This is a genomic window from Pseudoalteromonas sp. SCSIO 43210 (genome assembly GCF_054133285.1).
Genome location: NZ_CP087225.1, coordinates 1,361,464 through 1,377,783, shown reverse-complemented (window position 1 = coordinate 1,377,783; position 16,320 = coordinate 1,361,464). Strand labels below are relative to the sequence as shown.

Annotated in this window: 12 protein-coding genes; 4 read left to right on the top strand and 8 right to left on the bottom strand. The window is 40.7% G+C overall.

Going from position 1 to position 16,320, the window contains the following annotated elements:
- Positions 1-32: 32 nt before the first annotated feature.
- The 6 genes from LOS73_RS06125 to LOS73_RS06100 all read right to left on the bottom strand — a co-directional run bounded on the left by LOS73_RS06125 (position 33) and on the right by LOS73_RS06100 (position 9,386).
- Positions 33-1,451 carry an efflux transporter outer membrane subunit gene (locus LOS73_RS06125; protein ID WP_033038160.1) on the bottom strand — a complete coding sequence of 473 codons (1,419 nt, stop codon included), beginning with the start codon at positions 1,449-1,451 and terminating at the stop codon, positions 33-35.
- On the bottom strand, positions 1,448-4,582 hold the full coding sequence (locus LOS73_RS06120) for an efflux RND transporter permease subunit (protein ID WP_033038161.1): 3,135 nt from the start codon (positions 4,580-4,582) through the stop codon (positions 1,448-1,450). Before LOS73_RS06120 ends, LOS73_RS06125 begins: the two co-directional genes overlap by 4 nt.
- A 12-nt stretch (positions 4,583-4,594) precedes the next feature.
- A complete protein-coding gene (locus tag LOS73_RS06115) occupies positions 4,595-5,764 on the bottom strand; it encodes an efflux RND transporter periplasmic adaptor subunit (RefSeq protein WP_007375558.1) in 1,170 nt (389 codons plus the stop codon).
- A 308-nt stretch (positions 5,765-6,072) separates the two neighbouring features.
- The gene (locus tag LOS73_RS06110; protein ID WP_306724651.1) at positions 6,073-7,353 is read right to left on the bottom strand and encodes a polyamine export protein PaeA; all 1,281 of its coding nucleotides are present in this window, start codon (positions 7,351-7,353) and stop codon (positions 6,073-6,075) included.
- Between the two features lie 133 nt (positions 7,354-7,486).
- A complete protein-coding gene (locus LOS73_RS06105) occupies positions 7,487-8,188 on the bottom strand; it encodes a substrate-binding periplasmic protein (RefSeq protein ID WP_457934675.1) in 702 nt (233 codons plus the stop codon).
- Positions 8,189-8,276: 88 nt separating this feature from the next.
- Entirely contained in the window at positions 8,277-9,386 is a 1,110-nt protein-coding gene (locus LOS73_RS06100; RefSeq protein ID WP_007375562.1) for an arginase family protein, read from the bottom strand.
- 464 nt (positions 9,387-9,850) lie between these two features.
- Between LOS73_RS06100 and udp the strand changes: the two genes are divergently transcribed.
- Complete coding sequence (udp, locus tag LOS73_RS06095) at positions 9,851-10,606, top strand: uridine phosphorylase (protein ID WP_007375563.1); 756 nt, start codon at positions 9,851-9,853, stop codon at positions 10,604-10,606.
- Between the two features lie 94 nt (positions 10,607-10,700).
- Here the strand turns inward: udp and cdd are convergent, their stop codons facing one another.
- Together cdd and ppc are read right to left on the bottom strand one after the other, a co-directional pair.
- Positions 10,701-11,627 carry a cytidine deaminase gene (cdd, locus tag LOS73_RS06090; protein WP_033029778.1) on the bottom strand — a complete coding sequence of 309 codons (927 nt, stop codon included), beginning with the start codon at positions 11,625-11,627 and terminating at the stop codon, positions 10,701-10,703.
- A 136-nt stretch (positions 11,628-11,763) separates the two neighbouring features.
- Positions 11,764-14,409, bottom strand: coding sequence for a phosphoenolpyruvate carboxylase (ppc, locus tag LOS73_RS06085; protein ID WP_033029776.1), 2,646 nt, complete (start codon positions 14,407-14,409; stop codon positions 11,764-11,766).
- A gap of 120 nt (positions 14,410-14,529) precedes the next feature.
- On the opposite strand from ppc, the gene LOS73_RS06080 reads away from it, so the two are divergent.
- From LOS73_RS06080 to LOS73_RS06070, 3 genes are read left to right on the top strand one after another with little or no spacing between them, the layout of a single operon-like run.
- Positions 14,530-14,928: a thiol-disulfide oxidoreductase DCC family protein gene (locus LOS73_RS06080; protein ID WP_007375566.1), complete on the top strand. Its 399-nt coding sequence runs from the start codon at positions 14,530-14,532 to the stop codon at positions 14,926-14,928.
- Positions 14,925-15,647 carry an SDR family NAD(P)-dependent oxidoreductase gene (locus LOS73_RS06075; protein WP_033029771.1) on the top strand — a complete coding sequence of 241 codons (723 nt, stop codon included), beginning with the start codon at positions 14,925-14,927 and terminating at the stop codon, positions 15,645-15,647. The genes LOS73_RS06080 and LOS73_RS06075 overlap by 4 nt, the downstream gene beginning before the upstream one ends.
- A gap of 9 nt (positions 15,648-15,656) precedes the next feature.
- The gene (locus LOS73_RS06070) at positions 15,657-16,265 is read left to right on the top strand and encodes a flavin reductase family protein (RefSeq protein ID WP_033029769.1); all 609 of its coding nucleotides are present in this window, start codon (positions 15,657-15,659) and stop codon (positions 16,263-16,265) included.
- The last annotated feature ends 55 nt before the right edge of the window (positions 16,266-16,320 follow it).

The window sequence follows — 16,320 nt, the reverse complement described above, 5'->3', positions numbered from 1 at the left end:
AATATGTAATGCGGCTTTAAAAGCCGCAAATATTATTTCTCTTCCTGAGTTGTTTCACTGGCTACATTCCATCCGCCACCAAGCGCTTTGTACAAGTTAATTTGACTCGCAAGATACGCTTGCTGACCCGCAATTAACTGCTGCTCAGCGCCGTACCACGTACGCTGAGCATCAAGTACTTGCAAGTAGCTATCTGCGCCTTTTTCGTAACGCATTTTTGATAAATCAAACGTGATTTGTCGGCTACTTATAAGCATATCAAGGGCACTTAATTGCTCTTGGTAACCTTCTCTATCAGCAAGTGCATCGGCAACTTCGCGAAACGCATTTTGAATTTTTTGCTGATACGTTGCCACTGCAATTTCTTGATCTGCTTTTGCTACATCAAGATTTGCTTGGTTACGTCCCATATTAAAAATAGGTAAGCTAATTGTCGGCACAAAACTCCATGTACCTGAGCCTGAATCAAACAAGCCACTTAAGTCACTTGAAGCAGACCCCGCATTGGCTGTTAAGCTTATGCTTGGATAAAACGCCGCACGAGCAATACCAATATTGGCATTAGCAGCAAGCATTAAGTGCTCAGCGGCTTTAATATCAGGGCGCTGTGATAACAAGTCAGACGGTAAACCAACGGGTACTTCTGGCATACTGATCAAGTTAGTCAGGTCTTTATTAGGCAGTAAATCAGCTGAAACAGATTTACCAACTAATAAATCTAAGGCACTTTTATCACGCTTTAACAAACGTTTGTACGTTGCTATGTCTACTTTTGCTGTAGCAACTGTACTTCTAAGCTGCTCAAGGGTAATTGAAGAAGCTGCACCTAAATCAAAGCTTTTTTGCGTAAGCGATAATGACTCTTGCTGAGAAGTCAGCGTTTCTTTTGCAAGCTCTAACAGTTGTAAATCCGTCGCGTAATTGAGCCATGCATTTGCCAACTCTGAAATTAACGACACTTGCGTGCTGTATTGGCTAAGCTCTGTAGAGTATAAATTTTGCAGGGCTTGCGCTGATTGGTTACGCACTTTGCCCCAAATATCTAACTCGTAGGAGGTAATACCCACTGTTGCACTGTACTGCGAGCTAATAGTAGCATCGCCAGTCCCCGCTAAATCAGCAGGTAAGCGCTGACGCGTACCTGATGCGTTTAAATCAAGAGACGGATACAAAGCAGAGTCTTCAATTTGATACAAACCACGCACACGCTGCACATTAAGCACTGCAATTTGCATGTCTTTATTATGCTCAAGGCTTTGGCTAATTAACGTTTGTAGTTTTTCATCATTAAAAAACTGCTGCCAATTTAATTGCTGCGCAGCGCTTTGCGCAGTACCTGATGCATAAGCATCAGATACTGGTAGCACAAGGTCTTTTTGCTCTGGCGCTAATTGACAACCGCTTAGCACCAATAAAGCAATTGCACTTAGGCTGAATGTTTTAATGCTCATTCTGCGCTCTCCTTTGTTGTTTCGTTAGTTTTACCAGGAAATATACGGCGAACTAACACAAAGAATAACGGTACAAATACAACAACTAATATTGATGATGCGAGTGTGCCGCCAATAATCGAAATACCTAACGCATTCTGCGCACCAGAGCCCGCACTTGAGGCTATTGCTAGTGGTAAAACACCACAAATAAAGGCCATCGAAGTCATGAGTATTGGGCGCAAACGTAAGCGTACAGCTGCAATAGCAGCATCAACTAAACCAAGCCCTTCTTCCATTTTATGAATCGCAAACTCAACAATGAGTATTGCATTTTTAGATGCCAAACCAATGGTGGTCAACAAGCCTACCTGCAAGTAAATATCGTTAGATAAACCACCAGCGAGTGCCGCCATAATCGCACCAAATATACCCAGTGGTACAATCATCATTACCGCAAATGGTACCGACCAACTTTCATAAAGCGCGGCTAAACATAAAAATACAAACAAGAGCGATAAGCCATATAATAAGGGTGCTTGACCACTACTTGAGCGCTCTTGGAATGAAATACCGGTCCACTCAGACGAAATACCATTAGGCAGCTGTTTAACTAATCGCTCCATTTCATCCATTGCTTGTCCCGTGCTGTAACCAGGCGCTGCACTACCTTGAATTTCCATTGCTGAAAAACCATTGTAACGCTCTAAGCGTGGTGAACCGTATGTCCAAAACGAGCTAGCAAAAGCTGAAAACGGCACCATGTCGCCATTATCATTGCGCACATACCACTTGTTTAGATCCTCAGGCACCATACGCGATTGCGCATCACCTTGTAGGTATACTTTCTTCACGCGACCACGGTCTATAAAGTCATTTACATAACTACTCCCCCAAGCAGTGGCAAGCGTGCTGTTTATATCGCCTTGTGAAACACCAAGTGCTTCAGCTTTAGCTAAATCTACATCAAGTTGAAGTTCTGGCATGTCTTCTTGTCCATTTGGACGTACGCCCGCTAAAATTGGGCTTTGGCTCGCCATACCTAATAATTGGTTTCTTGCCGCTAATAAATCATCATGTCCAAGGCCAACACGGTCTTGTAAAAAGAGAGTAAAGCCATTGGCCGTACCCAGCTCAACAATTGCCGGCGGTGGAAATGCAAAGACAAAGGCTTCTTTTATTGTTGAAAAGTAGCCCATTGCTTTACCTGCAACCGCTTTAACAGATAAATCATCTCGCTGACGCTCATCCCAATGCTTAAAGTTAACAAACGCAATCGCTGAGTTTTGGCCAGAACCTGCAAAACTAAAACCAGTCACGGTAAAAATACCGTTTACTGCTTCGGATTGATCATTTAAGAAATGGTTCTCTACTTTTTTAACAACCTCAAGTGTTTCTTGTGTTGTGGAGCCAGCCGGTAATGACACTTGGTTAAACAAAATACCTTGGTCTTCGTCAGGCAAAAATGCCGTTGGTAAGCTTGAGAATACATAAACCATGCCGCCCACAATCACGCCATAAATAAGCAGATAGCGCTTAGAGTGCGTAAGCATACGGCCCACAAAACTTTGTGCACCTGAGTTTGTTTTATCAAAACCACGGTTAAAGCCTGTAAAAAATCGGCCAAATAACGTGTTATTGTTATGTACATGGCTTGGTTTTAAAAGCGTTGCACACAATGCAGGTGTTAAAATTAGGGCCACTAAAACCGATAACCCCATCGCAGATACAAGTGTTATAGAAAATTGACGATAAATAATCCCAGTAGAGCCGCTAAAGAACGCCATTGGTATAAATACCGCAGAAAGTACCATGGCAATACCGACCAACGCGCCTTTAATTTCATCCATAGATTTACGCGTAGCTTCAAGTGCCGATAGCTTCTCTTCGGTCATTAAGCGCTCAACGTTTTCGACTACAACAATCGCATCATCCACAAGTAAGCCTATGGCAAGTACCATCGCGAACATGGTTAACGTATTGATTGAATAACCAAATGCGTACAAAATACCAAACGTACCAAGCAATACCACAGGCACGGCAATGGTCGGAATAAGCGTTGCTCGGAAGTTTTGTAAAAACAAATACATGACGACAAACACTAAAATAACCGCTTCAATAAGCGTATGAACTACTTTTTCAATTGATAAAGATACAAATGGTGTGGTGTCATAGGGTACAACTACATCTAACCCTTCAGGAAAATAAGGTTTTAACTCTTCAATTGCGGCTTTAACGCCTGCCGCTGCATCAAGTGCATTCGCGCCACTGGCCAATTTAATACCTAAACCCGAAGCAGGTTGTCCATCGTAGCGTGCTACAACACGGTAGCTTTCGCCACCCAACTCTACACGTGCAACATCCTCAAGGCGGACAAAAGAGCCATCAGGATTTGTTTTTACTAAAATATTCTCAAACTGCTCGACCGTTTGTAAACGACTTTGCGCTGTCACCGTTGCATTAAGTTGCTGCCCAGCAACTGATGGCATCCCTCCTAATTGCCCCGCAGATACTTGTGCATTTTGCGCGCTAATTGAGGCGCTAATATCCGCTGGCGTTAGTTTGTAATTTTGCAGTTTTGAAGGGTCTAACCAAATTCGCATAGCGTATTGTGAGCCAAATAATTGCACTTCACCTATGCCTTCAACACGTGAAACAATATCTTGCACGTTTGATGATACATAATCACCAATATCGATGTTAGTCATACTGCCATCTTTAGACACAAAACCTAATACCATCAAAAAGTTACGAGCAGACTTTGCAACAACGACACCTTGCCTTTGTACTTCTTCAGGTAAAAGCGGTGTTGCAGTCGCTAATTTATTTTGCACTTGAACTTGTGCAATATCAGGGTCTGTTTCGGCACTAAATGAAAGTGTAAGCGTTGCTGAACCGCTCGATTCAGACGTTGATGACATATAAAGTAAGCCATCAAGCCCTTTCATTTTTTGCTCTATAACTTGCGTAACCGTATCTTCAAGCGTACGTGCAGATGCACCAGGGTACGTTGCCGTGATACTAATTGCTGGCGGTGCAATTGACGGATACTGTGCAATTGGCAAGCTTTGTATAGCCAAAATACCTGCTAGCATCACTACTATTGCCAGTACCCATGCAAAAATGGGCCTGTCGATAAAAAATCGTGACATTACAACTCTCCGTTATTGCGCTTTATCAGCTTTTGTAGATGACTGAATTTCAGAAGGACTCACTGGCGCACCCGGGCGAATTTTTTGTAAGCCTTCTACAATTAATTTATCGCCATCACTTAGGCCATCAGTAACAAGCCAATCTGAACCAACGGTTCTATCCACTTTTAACACGCGACTTTCTACTTTATTGTCTTTACTGACAACCATTGCTGTTGGCTCGCCTTTGTTGTTACGGCTTACACCGCGTTGCGGTACTAAAATCGCATCCGCTTTAACGCCTTCAACAATAGATGCACGTGCATACATGCCTGGTAATAATAGCTTTTCAGGGTTAGGGAATTTAGCGCGCAAAGTTACAGAGCCGGTACTTGGGTCAACAGTCACTTCTGAGAACTGCAACGTTCCTTTGTGAGAATACGCCGAGCCATCTTCCATTATTAATTCAACATCTGTTTGGCTGTTTGCATCAATACCTAAACGGCCAGATGCAATCGCTTTTTTAAGTTGCGTCAACTCATTGCTCGATTGTGTTAAATCAATATAAATTGGGTCTAATTGAGTCACCGTTGCAAGTGCTGTACTTTGATTTGCACTTACTAGTGCACCCACTGTTACGCTTGATTTACTAATTTGGCCACTAATAGGGGAAGACACATGGCTGTAATCAAGGTTAATTTGCGCTGATTTTAACTGAGCTTTAGCCGTTAATAATTCAGCATTTGCTTGTTTGTACGCAGCATCCGCTTCGTCAAAATCTTGTTGACTCACTGCTTTGATTTTTAAGAGTTCGCCGTAACGTGATGCTTTTGATTTAGAGCTGGCGATGCTTGCCTCTGCGCGTGCAACGCTCGCTTCACTTGCTGCAAGGTCTGCTTCAAATGTAGCTGGGTCTATTTGATACAGTGCTTGGCCTTGCTTAACCTCTTTACCTTCGACAAATAAACGAGATTGCACAATACCACTTACTTGTGGGCGAATTTCAGCAATTTGAAATGCACTGATACGCCCAGGAAGTTCTTTTTTGAGAGTAAGCGCTTGGCTTTTTAATGTCAGTACACCCACTGGCACAGCTTGAGGAGCTGAAGCTTGTGACTGCTCAGTTGCTTGGTCACAACCAGTTAAAGCAACAGAACCTACGAGGGCGGACAATACAAATAAAGCGATGCGGGAACGCTGCATGTTAAATACCTTTTAGTTTAGAGTGAACGATCATTCTAAATTAAAACGCGCTGAGAATGAATCTTAATTAGAAGAAATTTACACAAACTTACACTCCTCAGTACAATATACGTCTTAGGTTGCATTTAATGTTAATTAGATGAAAATAGAATCAAGACTGTATGAAAATAAAACAACTGAACATATTGAAATAATATCTCATTTTAGAAACGAAGTGTTTAACAGACACAAAAAAGCCAAGCAAATACAGCTTGGCTATTTATATAAAAACTAAAGCGCACCTTATTTTAAAGGATATTAGCACTGTGCTAAGTAATAACTCTTGAAACTAATAACTGCTCTACCCTAATACCCTCTACATCAACCACTTCGAATTTAAAGCCTGAAAAGGTTAAATGTTCCGCACGCTTGGGTATTCGCTTCATATTGTAAATTAAAAAGCCTGCAACGGTTTCATAGTGCATTTGCTCAGGAAACTCTTCTATGTCCAGCAGTTTTGCTAAATCGCTAATCGGAGTTAAACCATCAACTAACCAAGAGTCTTGATCGCGTTCTATAATTAATTCATCGCCTTGGTGAGTTATTAAATCCCCCATAAAGCCTTTCATTAAGTCTTTTACCGTAACGATACCGACCGATAAAGCGTATTCATTAACAACAACGGCAAACGGTTTGGCTGCACTTTTAAAGGCATTTAATGCTTCTGATAGGCTTAATGTCTCGGGTAAATAAAAAACATCTTTATCAATCAACTCATCATTTATATTGGCTGCTTCACCTTTTAATACTTGTCGTAAAATATCTTTTGATTCAACAGAGCCATGTAACTTGTCTAAGCTCCCTGACACCACTAAAAAGTGATTATGAGGATGATCAATAATTTTAGTCGCAATATTATGACTCGATTCGTTTAAATCAAAATAGACAATTTGGTCGCGTGGCGTCATTACACTTGATAAAAACCGCGCTTCTAAATCAAACACATTGCCTATTAATTCATACTCTTGCTTTTGCAAGCTTCCGTATGCAGCACCTGCATCCATCATCGCAACAATATCTTCAGTTGTTACATTGTCTTCCCGCTCTGCGGGTACTTTAAATAAGCGCAGTACAAAGTTAGTTACACCATTAAAAAACATCACTAACGGGGTTAAGGCAAAGGTCACCCAACGCATTATAGTCACCACTCTCACAGCGACTGCTTCTGGCATGATCATCGCTAAGCGTTTGGGCATTAAATCGGCGAACAATATAAACAAAGACGTAATAGTAAAAAACGAAAATAAAAAGCTAATTTTCTCTACATGTGCGCCTTGATAAAATAGTACCAACACGCTTTCAACATAAGGAGATAAAGCCTGCTCGCCCACAATACCACCCAATATAGCAATCGCGTTGAGTGCTATTTGGATCATGGCAAAAAAAGCCCCTGGATTTTCTTGTAGCTTTAATACCGCTGCTGCTTTTATATTTCCTTCATCTGCCATTACTCGCAGTTTTATTTTACGCGACGCCGCAATTGCTATTTCTGACATAGCAAACAACGCACTGATCAAGATCAATAAGCTAATCCCGATTAAATCACCCATTTAACGCTCCAAAAAAGTTAGTGCTTTTGAAACAAAAGCAGCTGATTATAGTCGGTTTTTTAAACGCAGCAATTTAAATTTAAAAAATATATTAAAGTAATTATATTTCATGGTGTTATATTAATAAAATCACTTATTTTACTGTTCTAATATTTTTAAATGCAGCTTTTAATTGCGTAACTAAGGCAGGATCCATATTAATATTGCAAGCAAAATACAAAGGGGATTGTGTTGTATTCAAACTCAGAACAGGTTCAAGTAATTTAAGCCTTGGCTCAGCTTGAATTCGATAGTCAAATTGCTTTTTACTAAGCACAACAAAATCTAGAATATCGTCGCGAGTACTAATAAGTTTATCTATTTTGTCTAGGCTATCTATAAGTAATAAATGCTTACTTTCGCTAAAGCCACGCTCTAACAAATAATGATGGCTAAAGTTATCACGCAGTACTGCTATTTTATACTTTTTGGCATCATTGAGAGTATTTAACTTTATACCTCTGGACTTAAGCCCATATATAGCAGAGTCAAAGCTTTCTAGCTCGCCTATCCAAGTAAACTTATTATCTCTATTGGGGAGTCGCACTATCGAAAATATACAGGTGTTTTTATCACGTAATGTTGCGTTGTACGATATGGCCCAACTATAGGCAAACATAGTGTAATTTATACCTGACCCTTCTAGCGCTTTATGAACTTTATCTACAGAGCGGCCAATGAGTTTGTTATCTTCATTGATGTACTGAAAGTCCGGAAATACTTCCGTTACTATTGTAATTTCAGTGGCGTTAACCTTAATACAGATAACGCACAGTAAAAAGATAAACCACTTCATTTAACTGAGCCTCATGATAAGTACATTAATAAATATAGCTGAGGCTCTGCGAACTGCTAGTTTTTAGTAGTGTATAAGCACGACCAATTTACTTGTTCATTGCGTTGATTAAAAAGGCCGATATTTTAGCGCCTTCTCTGAGTGTTGTTTCAGAACTAGACTGACCGACAAGCGAACTGTCGGTGAATGGCGCTATTTCCATCATATCAGCCCCCGTAATTGGAAACTCATCCGCAATGGCTGATAAAATATCAAGCGCATGCTTTGGTGTTAAACCATTATGTTCTGGCGTACCTGTGGCAGATGCAAACTCGGCATCAAGCGCATCAATATCAAAGCTTACATATACTTCATCAACGTTATCGGCTTTTAATTGTGCAATAGCGTCGGCAGCAACCGCTGCTGCGCCGCGCTCAATGATTTCATGTGCCCAATGTTGCTTAACGCCAAAGGTACTTTCCCAGTGCGCTTTAGGCTTGCCACTTGAGCGTATACCAAATTGTATTAAATGATGCGGTGCCGGTAAAAACTCTAATATATGTGTACACCACGAGCCAAAACATAAATCAATACCTAAGCGCTCCACAAGTAAATCGGTATGCGCGTCAAAATGAATAATAGCCGTGCGCTTACCTTGCTCACGTTTTGCTTTTAAGTACGCTTTAGTAAGTGGGTAACTAATTGAGTGATCGCCACCAATACCAAATAATCCTTTATCTTTAAACGTTGCGTAAAAACTGTCGCAGACATCTTCAGTGATTGATAATGGGCTTACGTAATAATCGTTATCTTCATCACCATATAAAGCTTTTTGGCAATTAGAAATGGTTGCATCATTTAGGTATTTGTCATGAAGTAAATGTGGGATTACACGTACATCGCCTAAATCAAACGAATGACATTGCGGATGCTGATCAATTAATGCTGAGCGCACAAACAATGGCCCCCAGTTTGCACCGCGTAAAATTCCACCGCCACAGTCTGAACTAATACCTAACATAACGGCTTTATGTGGTGAGCTTGGTAATTCGTTTAAAGACTCGCGCCACAAGTTATCAACGTTTTCAGTTTGTCCGTAAAGTTTATTACGCAGTGCGGCTTTGCGCTCTTTTGCAGTATTTACTGTGTATACGCCATCGCCCGGTGCGCACAAACAGTGCTCAACTTTGTTTTTAAATGCTTCAAATTGTGTGCTCATAATAAACTCCTTCGGTTTTTATTCTGTACGTAGCTAATTAGTTTTGATTACTTTTGATTAGTTATGCAAAATCACTAAAAGTGCCTAAACTTCAAATAAATGTCACTTTGCTAAATAAGTCAGTGCTTAATATAAGTAAACACGTTAGTTTTTACGTGTTCACTACAAGATTAAGCCATTGAATTTATTTGATATTAATGAAACTTTGTAATCATCCATTTAATCGTAGTTACGCGCTTGAGTGATACTTATTATGTCTGCTTGAACATGTCAACAGCGCAACAAGGCTACGTATATAAGTACTTGAGTGAATATTCATAGTTGGTGAATAAATCAAATTAGCCCTTAAAATTATTAAGGCTTTATTGGAAGAGTTAAGATAAAACGGACAATCGTCCTGTACTTAATAAACGTTTCTAGCAATGATGCTAGATTGACAACAAATTATTATAAAAGGCTTAGCTATGGAAAAGGTATTTCACTTAGGACTATGTATTGACGATCTTAAAGGTGCAAAACTTGCGATTGTACCGGGCGATCCAGATCGTGCAGCACGTATTTCACAATTCCTAGACAACCCAACCTGCCTTGCTCAAACTCGCGAGTTTCATGTTTATTTAGGTCAATTAAACGGCCACTCTGTGGTTATATGTTCTACAGGTATTGGTGGTCCATCTACGTCGATTGCAGTAGAAGAATTAGCACAACTTGGCGTGCGTAAATTTTTACGTATTGGTACAACCGGTGCAATTCAGCCACACATTAACGAAGGCGAAATTTTAATTAGCCAAGCGTCTGTACGTTTAGATGGAGCTAGCCAACACTTTGCACCACTTAGCTACCCTGCTGTATCTGACTTTTATGCAACACAAGCTATGGTACAAGCATGTAAAAACCTAAATATCGATTTTCATATTGGTATTACTGCATCAAGCGATACATTCTACCCAGGGCAAGAGCGTTACGATACGCACTCTGGTTACGTTCCTAAATCACTACAAGGTAGCTGCGAAGAGTGGCAAAAATTGGGCGTGATGAACTACGAAATGGAATCGGCAACATTATTTACTATGTGTGCAGCCCTTGGATTACAAGCAGCATGTGTAGCAGGCGTACTTGTTAACCGTACTCGCCAAGAAATACCAAATGTAGACCACGGTGAAATTGAGCGTAAATCTGTAGCAGTCGTATTAGAAGCAGCTAAAGTATTACTTGATTAATACAGATTATAGCAGTTAGTGAGTTATTTAATTCGATAGAATGACTCGCTTTAATAAAGCACAGCTCCGGCTGTGCTTTATTGTATGCAAGCCACTATTTAAGTGGTGCGCTAATTACTTTAAGTGCTGGTAAATGCGTAAAACTGGCAAGTACAGCTTTTGCCACTTGCGACTGGTTTTCACGACCCGCTGTTTCGAGCAATGTTATTCCCTTCACCGTACTTTCGTTAAAGCTAAGCCCAGCTAAAAAGAACTGACTTAGTGCACTTTGCAGTGGCGACAAGCTTGGGCTGTACGCTGCGTTTTCTGCGTAACTTCCGTAAAAGTCACCATCACTAAATGTACTTATTTTTACGGCGCTAAAGTTTTGGCTGTAAGGCACATACGCATTAAGTGCAAAACGCGCAAGGGTTTCATCAAGGCCATCAAAGCTAAACTTACCTTGCTGTGGTTTTGGGTTAAATAAGCTAAATTCGTTACCTAAATCGGTAGGTCCAAATGAATGCGGCAGTAATTCAGCAAGTTTAAATTGCTGATCAGGAAGTAAAATATCAAACTCTTTCGCATCAGCTAGTTCGTTCATAAACTGGCGACAATACCCACAAGGCGCATCGCTAATAGCAATTTTAACTATTTTTTTAGCGCCGTTTAACCATGCGTTATTTATAGCCGATTGCTCTGCATGAACCACTAAACTCAATGCTTGATGATCAAACTCTACATTCGCACCAAAGTAAAAGTTTACCTCACCCTTTTCATCAAGCGCTTTAACAATTGCGCCTACATGAAAATCTGACACTGGCGCAACGGCATACTCAGAAGCTAAAGGTACTAAACCTTGTAGTAATACATCATCAGACACATTGAGTTGCGCGCATAATACTTTAATATTATTAGAATTTAATATGCCACGTTGTGATTTTAATTGACTACGTAATGACGCTGTTTGCGCTACGCTTAATGTGAAGTGCGAATTTGTAAGTGCTGTATCTTGCTGTACAGTAAAAGTTGCTGAAGCCATAATATTTTTTAATTATTCAATGGCTAAGTAGTTTAAAAGGTTAGGGTGTTAAATACCAGCCTATTTAACGCAAAAAAAGGGAGCACATCGCGTGCTCCCTTTTAATACTAATAGGTATACCTAACAAAATAAAGTGTTAGCCGGTATTACGCATACCTGCAGCTATACCTGTCATCGTGATCATTAACGCATTATCAATGTCACCTTCGTTTCGTTTTTCCTCTGAGCGAGCACGGCGTAAAAGCTCAACCTGTAATAGGTTAAGTGGATCGGTGTAAGGATTACGTAAACTAATCGACTCCTTAATCCAAGGTTGTTCGGCGAGTAGGCTTTTTTGTGGGCTAAGTGATTGCACCAAGCTAATCGCTTCTTGAAGCTCTTTACGAAGTGTTACACCCAATGGTTTGTACATATCTTCCACCAGCGCATTATCGTAATGCTCACTCAACCAGCAATCGGCTTTACTAAATACCATTTCTAACATTTCTAGGCGCGATCTAAAGAACGGCCACTGTAAGCTCATTTCGTTGAGTGTTTCTGCGCCGTACTTATTAAGCGCAGCTTTTAAGCCAGTTAACGCACCTAACCATGCAGGTAGCATTAAACGGTTTTGGCTCCACGCAAAAATCCATGGAATAGCACGCAGGCTTTCAACGCCACCATTAGGATTACGTTTTGCAGGACGCGAGCCAAGCGGTAACTTAGACAACTCAAGCTCAGGTGTTGCCATTCTAAAGTAAGGTACAAAGTTTTCATCGTGGCGAACTACATTACGGTAGTGTTCACACGACTCCTCACTTATTAGCTTCATTACTTCGCGCCACTGCGGTTTTGGCTCCGGCGGCGGTAATAAGTTACTTTGTAGTACCGCGCCTGCGTAAATATTTAAGCTTTGCAGTGCTACATCGGGTAAACCAAATTTAAAGCGGATCATCTCGCCTTGCTCGGTTACACGCAACCCCCCTTTTAACGAACCTGGCGGTTGTGAATGCAGCGCTTGTGCAGCAGGTGCCCCACCACGCCCTACTGTGCCACCACGTCCGTGGAATAAAACAAGCTCAATACCACGAGCATCAGCAAGCTGTACTAGCTTATCCATTGCTTCGTACTGGGCCCAACCTGCTGCCATCATGCCGGCATCTTTAGCAGAATCAGAGTAACCAATCATTACATTTTGGGTGTTTTTAATGTGCCCGCGATACCAAACATTATCAAGTAATGTAGTAATTACATCACTGCCTGCGTTTAAATCGTCGAGTGTTTCAAACAACGGTGCTACTGGTAAATCAAAGCTACAGCCGCTTTCTTTTAGCAATAATTGTACTGCTAAAATGTCTGATGCTGTTCGCGCCATCGAAATAATATACAAGCCAAATGTTTGTTCGTCTTGCTTAGCAATCACATCAAAGGTGTCTAGCACTTCTTGAACATCAGGGCTTGGTTGCCAATGTTTTGGAATAAGCGGTCTGCGAGAGTTAAGCTCAGTAAGTAAAAAAGCTTGTTTGTCTTGCTCTTGCCATTGGTTGTAGTCGCCTAAACCTAAATAACGCGTCAGCTCTGAAAACACATCGCTGTGGCGAGACGAATCTTGGCGCACATCGAGTTTAGCTAAACGCAAGCCAAAGCTATTAATACGGTACAGTAAATCAAGCAATAAGCCATCAGCAACGACTTTCATATTACACTTTAATAACGAGCGATAGCAGACCTCTACAGGGTGTTTAAGCTGATTAATATCGGTAATTAAATCTTGTGAATCGCTACGCTTATTTTTAATTTTAGCGCCAAGATGAGCTACTGTTTCTGCAACTTGGTTTTTAAGCTTTTTGATCACCGCTCTGTATGGTTCAAAGTCTTGACCTGCCAACTCAATAAGCTCATCACTGGCATCTGACATAGAGAGTTCAGCGCATAACGTTTTTAAATCTTGAATATATAAGTTAAGCGCCATCCAACGACCATGGTCAAGCACTTCTGCTGTAACCTGCGATGTTACAAATGGATTTCCATCACGGTCTCCACCCATCCAAGATGTGAACTCAATCGGGCTGTAATCTTTTGGTAGATCTAAGTTCAATTGCTCTTTAACATTGGCTGAAAATTCACGTAAAAAGCGCGGAACAGCGTGCCATAGACTGTTTTCGATTACCGCATAACCCCATTTAGCTTCATCAACTGGCGTTGGGCGAGAGCGACGAATGTCGTCGGTATGCCAAGCCTGACTAATAAGCTGTTCAATACGATTTAAAATAGCATCTCGCTCTAGCGGTAAGTTATCTTTTCGCTCAAGCGACGCTAAGCAATCACTTAGTTCAACATGTTTATTAATGATAGTACGGCGCGTCACCTCGGTTGGGTGAGCGGTTAATACTAAGTTTATGTGGAGTTTTGAGAGTGTTTCGGCCAAATGATTACTATCTAGCTGGCCTTGTTCTGCTTTTGTAACTAACGTTTTTAATGTTTGAGTGAGAGGGTTTTGTTGACCAAGGCCAACGTCATTAAAACGCGAAACGGTATGAAATTGTTCTGCTACATTAGCAAGGTTTAAAAAATGATTAAATGAACGGGCAACCGGCAAAAGCTCTTCATCACTAAGCGCATGTAAAACATCTATTAGCGCTTGTCTGTCGTCTTCATTACCACTGCGAGATGATTTAGATAAAGCCCGAATTTCTTCTACTTTATCTAAAATAGCTTGGCCTTGAGCATCTTTAATTGTTTGTCCTAGAAGTTGCCCTAATAAATTTACATTACCTCGCAAGGCGGCGTATTGTTCACTCATTTCTCATTCTCCTTTATTTCGTAGGGCACTATTAATATCATCATGTAGGGATATTTAATAGATCCATTTGCAATGTCTTGTCGTAAAAAAATATATATAAAATAATCACAAAGCACCCACATGATAATTTTTTACGATGGTAACTGCCCCCTTTGCAGCACCGAAATGCAGCAACTAAAACACGCTGATTCTAAAAATCTAATTACGCTTGAAGATCTTAACGCGAGCGACTTTAGTGAGCGCTACTCGTATATTGATAAAGACCAAGCAATGACTTATCTGCAAGCTCAAAAGCTATCAGGTGAAATGATTTACGGGCTTGATGTAACGTACGAAGCATGGAAATTAGTGGGTAAACACGGCTGGTTGAAAATTTTTCGCTTGCCAATAATTCGCTTTTTCGCTGACTGCGGATACCTGTTATTTGCTAAGTATCGGCACCCCATCAGTCGCTTTTTAATGCCAAATACTCAGTGCAGTAACGGCCAATGTGGACTAAAAGCAAAAGGTGATAAATGAAAACCATTGTTTTATTCGGCGCAAGCAGTGCCATAGCAAATGCATATATAGAACATCTACAAATAAACACGCCTACTCATCAGATCGTTTGTATTAGTTCAAAAAGTATTGAATCTGACTCAAGTGTTGTCCACCTGCATACTGACTACACAAAACAAAGTTTAGCGCGCGTTACTAATTACCTAAAAGCGCAAAATGCCGATATACAACAAGTTATTATATTCAATGGTACACTGCACAACGAAACTCATATGCCCGAAAAAAAGCTGGAGGATTTAGACGCTGATTATTTTAGCCAACTTCTAAATTCAAACACCCTAACTCCCCTACTTTGCTTGCAGAGTATTTTGCCGCTTTTAACACATAAAACGCAGTGTACTATTACAGCACTCAGTGCGCGTGTGGGCAGCATTAACGACAATAAATTAGGCGGTTGGTATACGTATCGCGCCTCCAAGGCTGCGCTTAACATGCTATTTAAAACCGCAGCGATTGAGCTTGCACGCCGAGCTAAAAATACCAAGCTCGTTTTATTTCACCCAGGGACTACTGATACTGCGCTTTCAAAGCCATTTCAAAAAAACGTACCCGCAGGAAAACTCTTTACAGCTGAATTTGTAGCTAAGCAGCTTTTTACACTTACTTTTAATAACCCTCATTTAGAACTCAATGGTGAGCCTGCCTACTTAGATTGGCAAGGCGAAACTATACCGTGGTAAGGACCTTTAATGCATTTTACTAAAGAGCGCATAAACGCACTTGAAAAACACACCCGTACTCATTTAATTAATTCGCTTTCGGGTTTTAAAAGCGCCAACTTAATTGGCACGCAAGACAAACAAGGCAATACTAATCTCGCCATTGTTAGCTCTGTTATTCATTTAGGTGCTCACCCTCCGCTAGTTGGCATGATAATGCGACCAAATAGCGCGCCTCGACATACGTTCGAAAACATAATCGAAACAGGTAGTTACACCATTAACCAGGTTAATAAAGCGATTTATAAGCAAGCCCATCAAACTTCAGCTCGTTACGATAAAAATGAGTCTGAGTTTGATACGACGGGGTTAACGCCCGAATACTTAAACGACTTTGCAGCGCCTTTTGTTAAAGAAAGCCGCTTAAAGTACTCGGTTAAATTTGTAGAAAACCAACATTTAGCCATCAATGGCACAGAGCTTGTAATCGGTGAAATCACTGATGTGTATTTAGATGAAGTAGCACTTCAAAGTGATGGCTTTTTAGATTTACAGGCTATTGAAACGGTGGCAGTAACCGGGCTTGATAGCTACCACACAAGTAATAAACTCACGCGTTTACCTTACGCTAAAAAATAATATGCCATTTTAAGAGGCTATAAACTAATAGCCTCTTATCGCATAACATTGAATT

Bases quoted from the DNA above. Each gene is read 5' to 3' on its own strand.
- LOS73_RS06115 (WP_007375558.1), bottom strand. From the start codon at position 5,764: ATGCAGCGTTCCCGCATCGCTTTATTTGTATTGTCCGCCCTCGTAGGT.
- LOS73_RS06080 (WP_007375566.1), top strand. From the start codon at position 14,530: ATGATAATTTTTTACGATGGTAACTGCCCCCTTTGCAGCACCGAAATG.
- LOS73_RS06100 (WP_007375562.1), bottom strand. From the start codon at position 9,386: ATGAGCACACAATTTGAAGCATTTAAAAACAAAGTTGAGCACTGTTTG.
- LOS73_RS06125 (WP_033038160.1), bottom strand. From the start codon at position 1,451: ATGAGCATTAAAACATTCAGCCTAAGTGCAATTGCTTTATTGGTGCTA.
- LOS73_RS06075 (WP_033029771.1), top strand. From the start codon at position 14,925: ATGAAAACCATTGTTTTATTCGGCGCAAGCAGTGCCATAGCAAATGCA.
- LOS73_RS06110 (WP_306724651.1), bottom strand. From the start codon at position 7,353: ATGGGTGATTTAATCGGGATTAGCTTATTGATCTTGATCAGTGCGTTG.
- udp (WP_007375563.1), top strand. From the start codon at position 9,851: ATGGAAAAGGTATTTCACTTAGGACTATGTATTGACGATCTTAAAGGT.
- ppc (WP_033029776.1), bottom strand. From the start codon at position 14,409: ATGAGTGAACAATACGCCGCCTTGCGAGGTAATGTAAATTTATTAGGG.
- LOS73_RS06070 (WP_033029769.1), top strand. From the start codon at position 15,657: ATGCATTTTACTAAAGAGCGCATAAACGCACTTGAAAAACACACCCGT.
- cdd (WP_033029778.1), bottom strand. From the start codon at position 11,627: ATGGCTTCAGCAACTTTTACTGTACAGCAAGATACAGCACTTACAAAT.
- LOS73_RS06105 (WP_457934675.1), bottom strand. From the start codon at position 8,188: ATGAAGTGGTTTATCTTTTTACTGTGCGTTATCTGTATTAAGGTTAAC.
- LOS73_RS06120 (WP_033038161.1), bottom strand. From the start codon at position 4,582: ATGTCACGATTTTTTATCGACAGGCCCATTTTTGCATGGGTACTGGCA.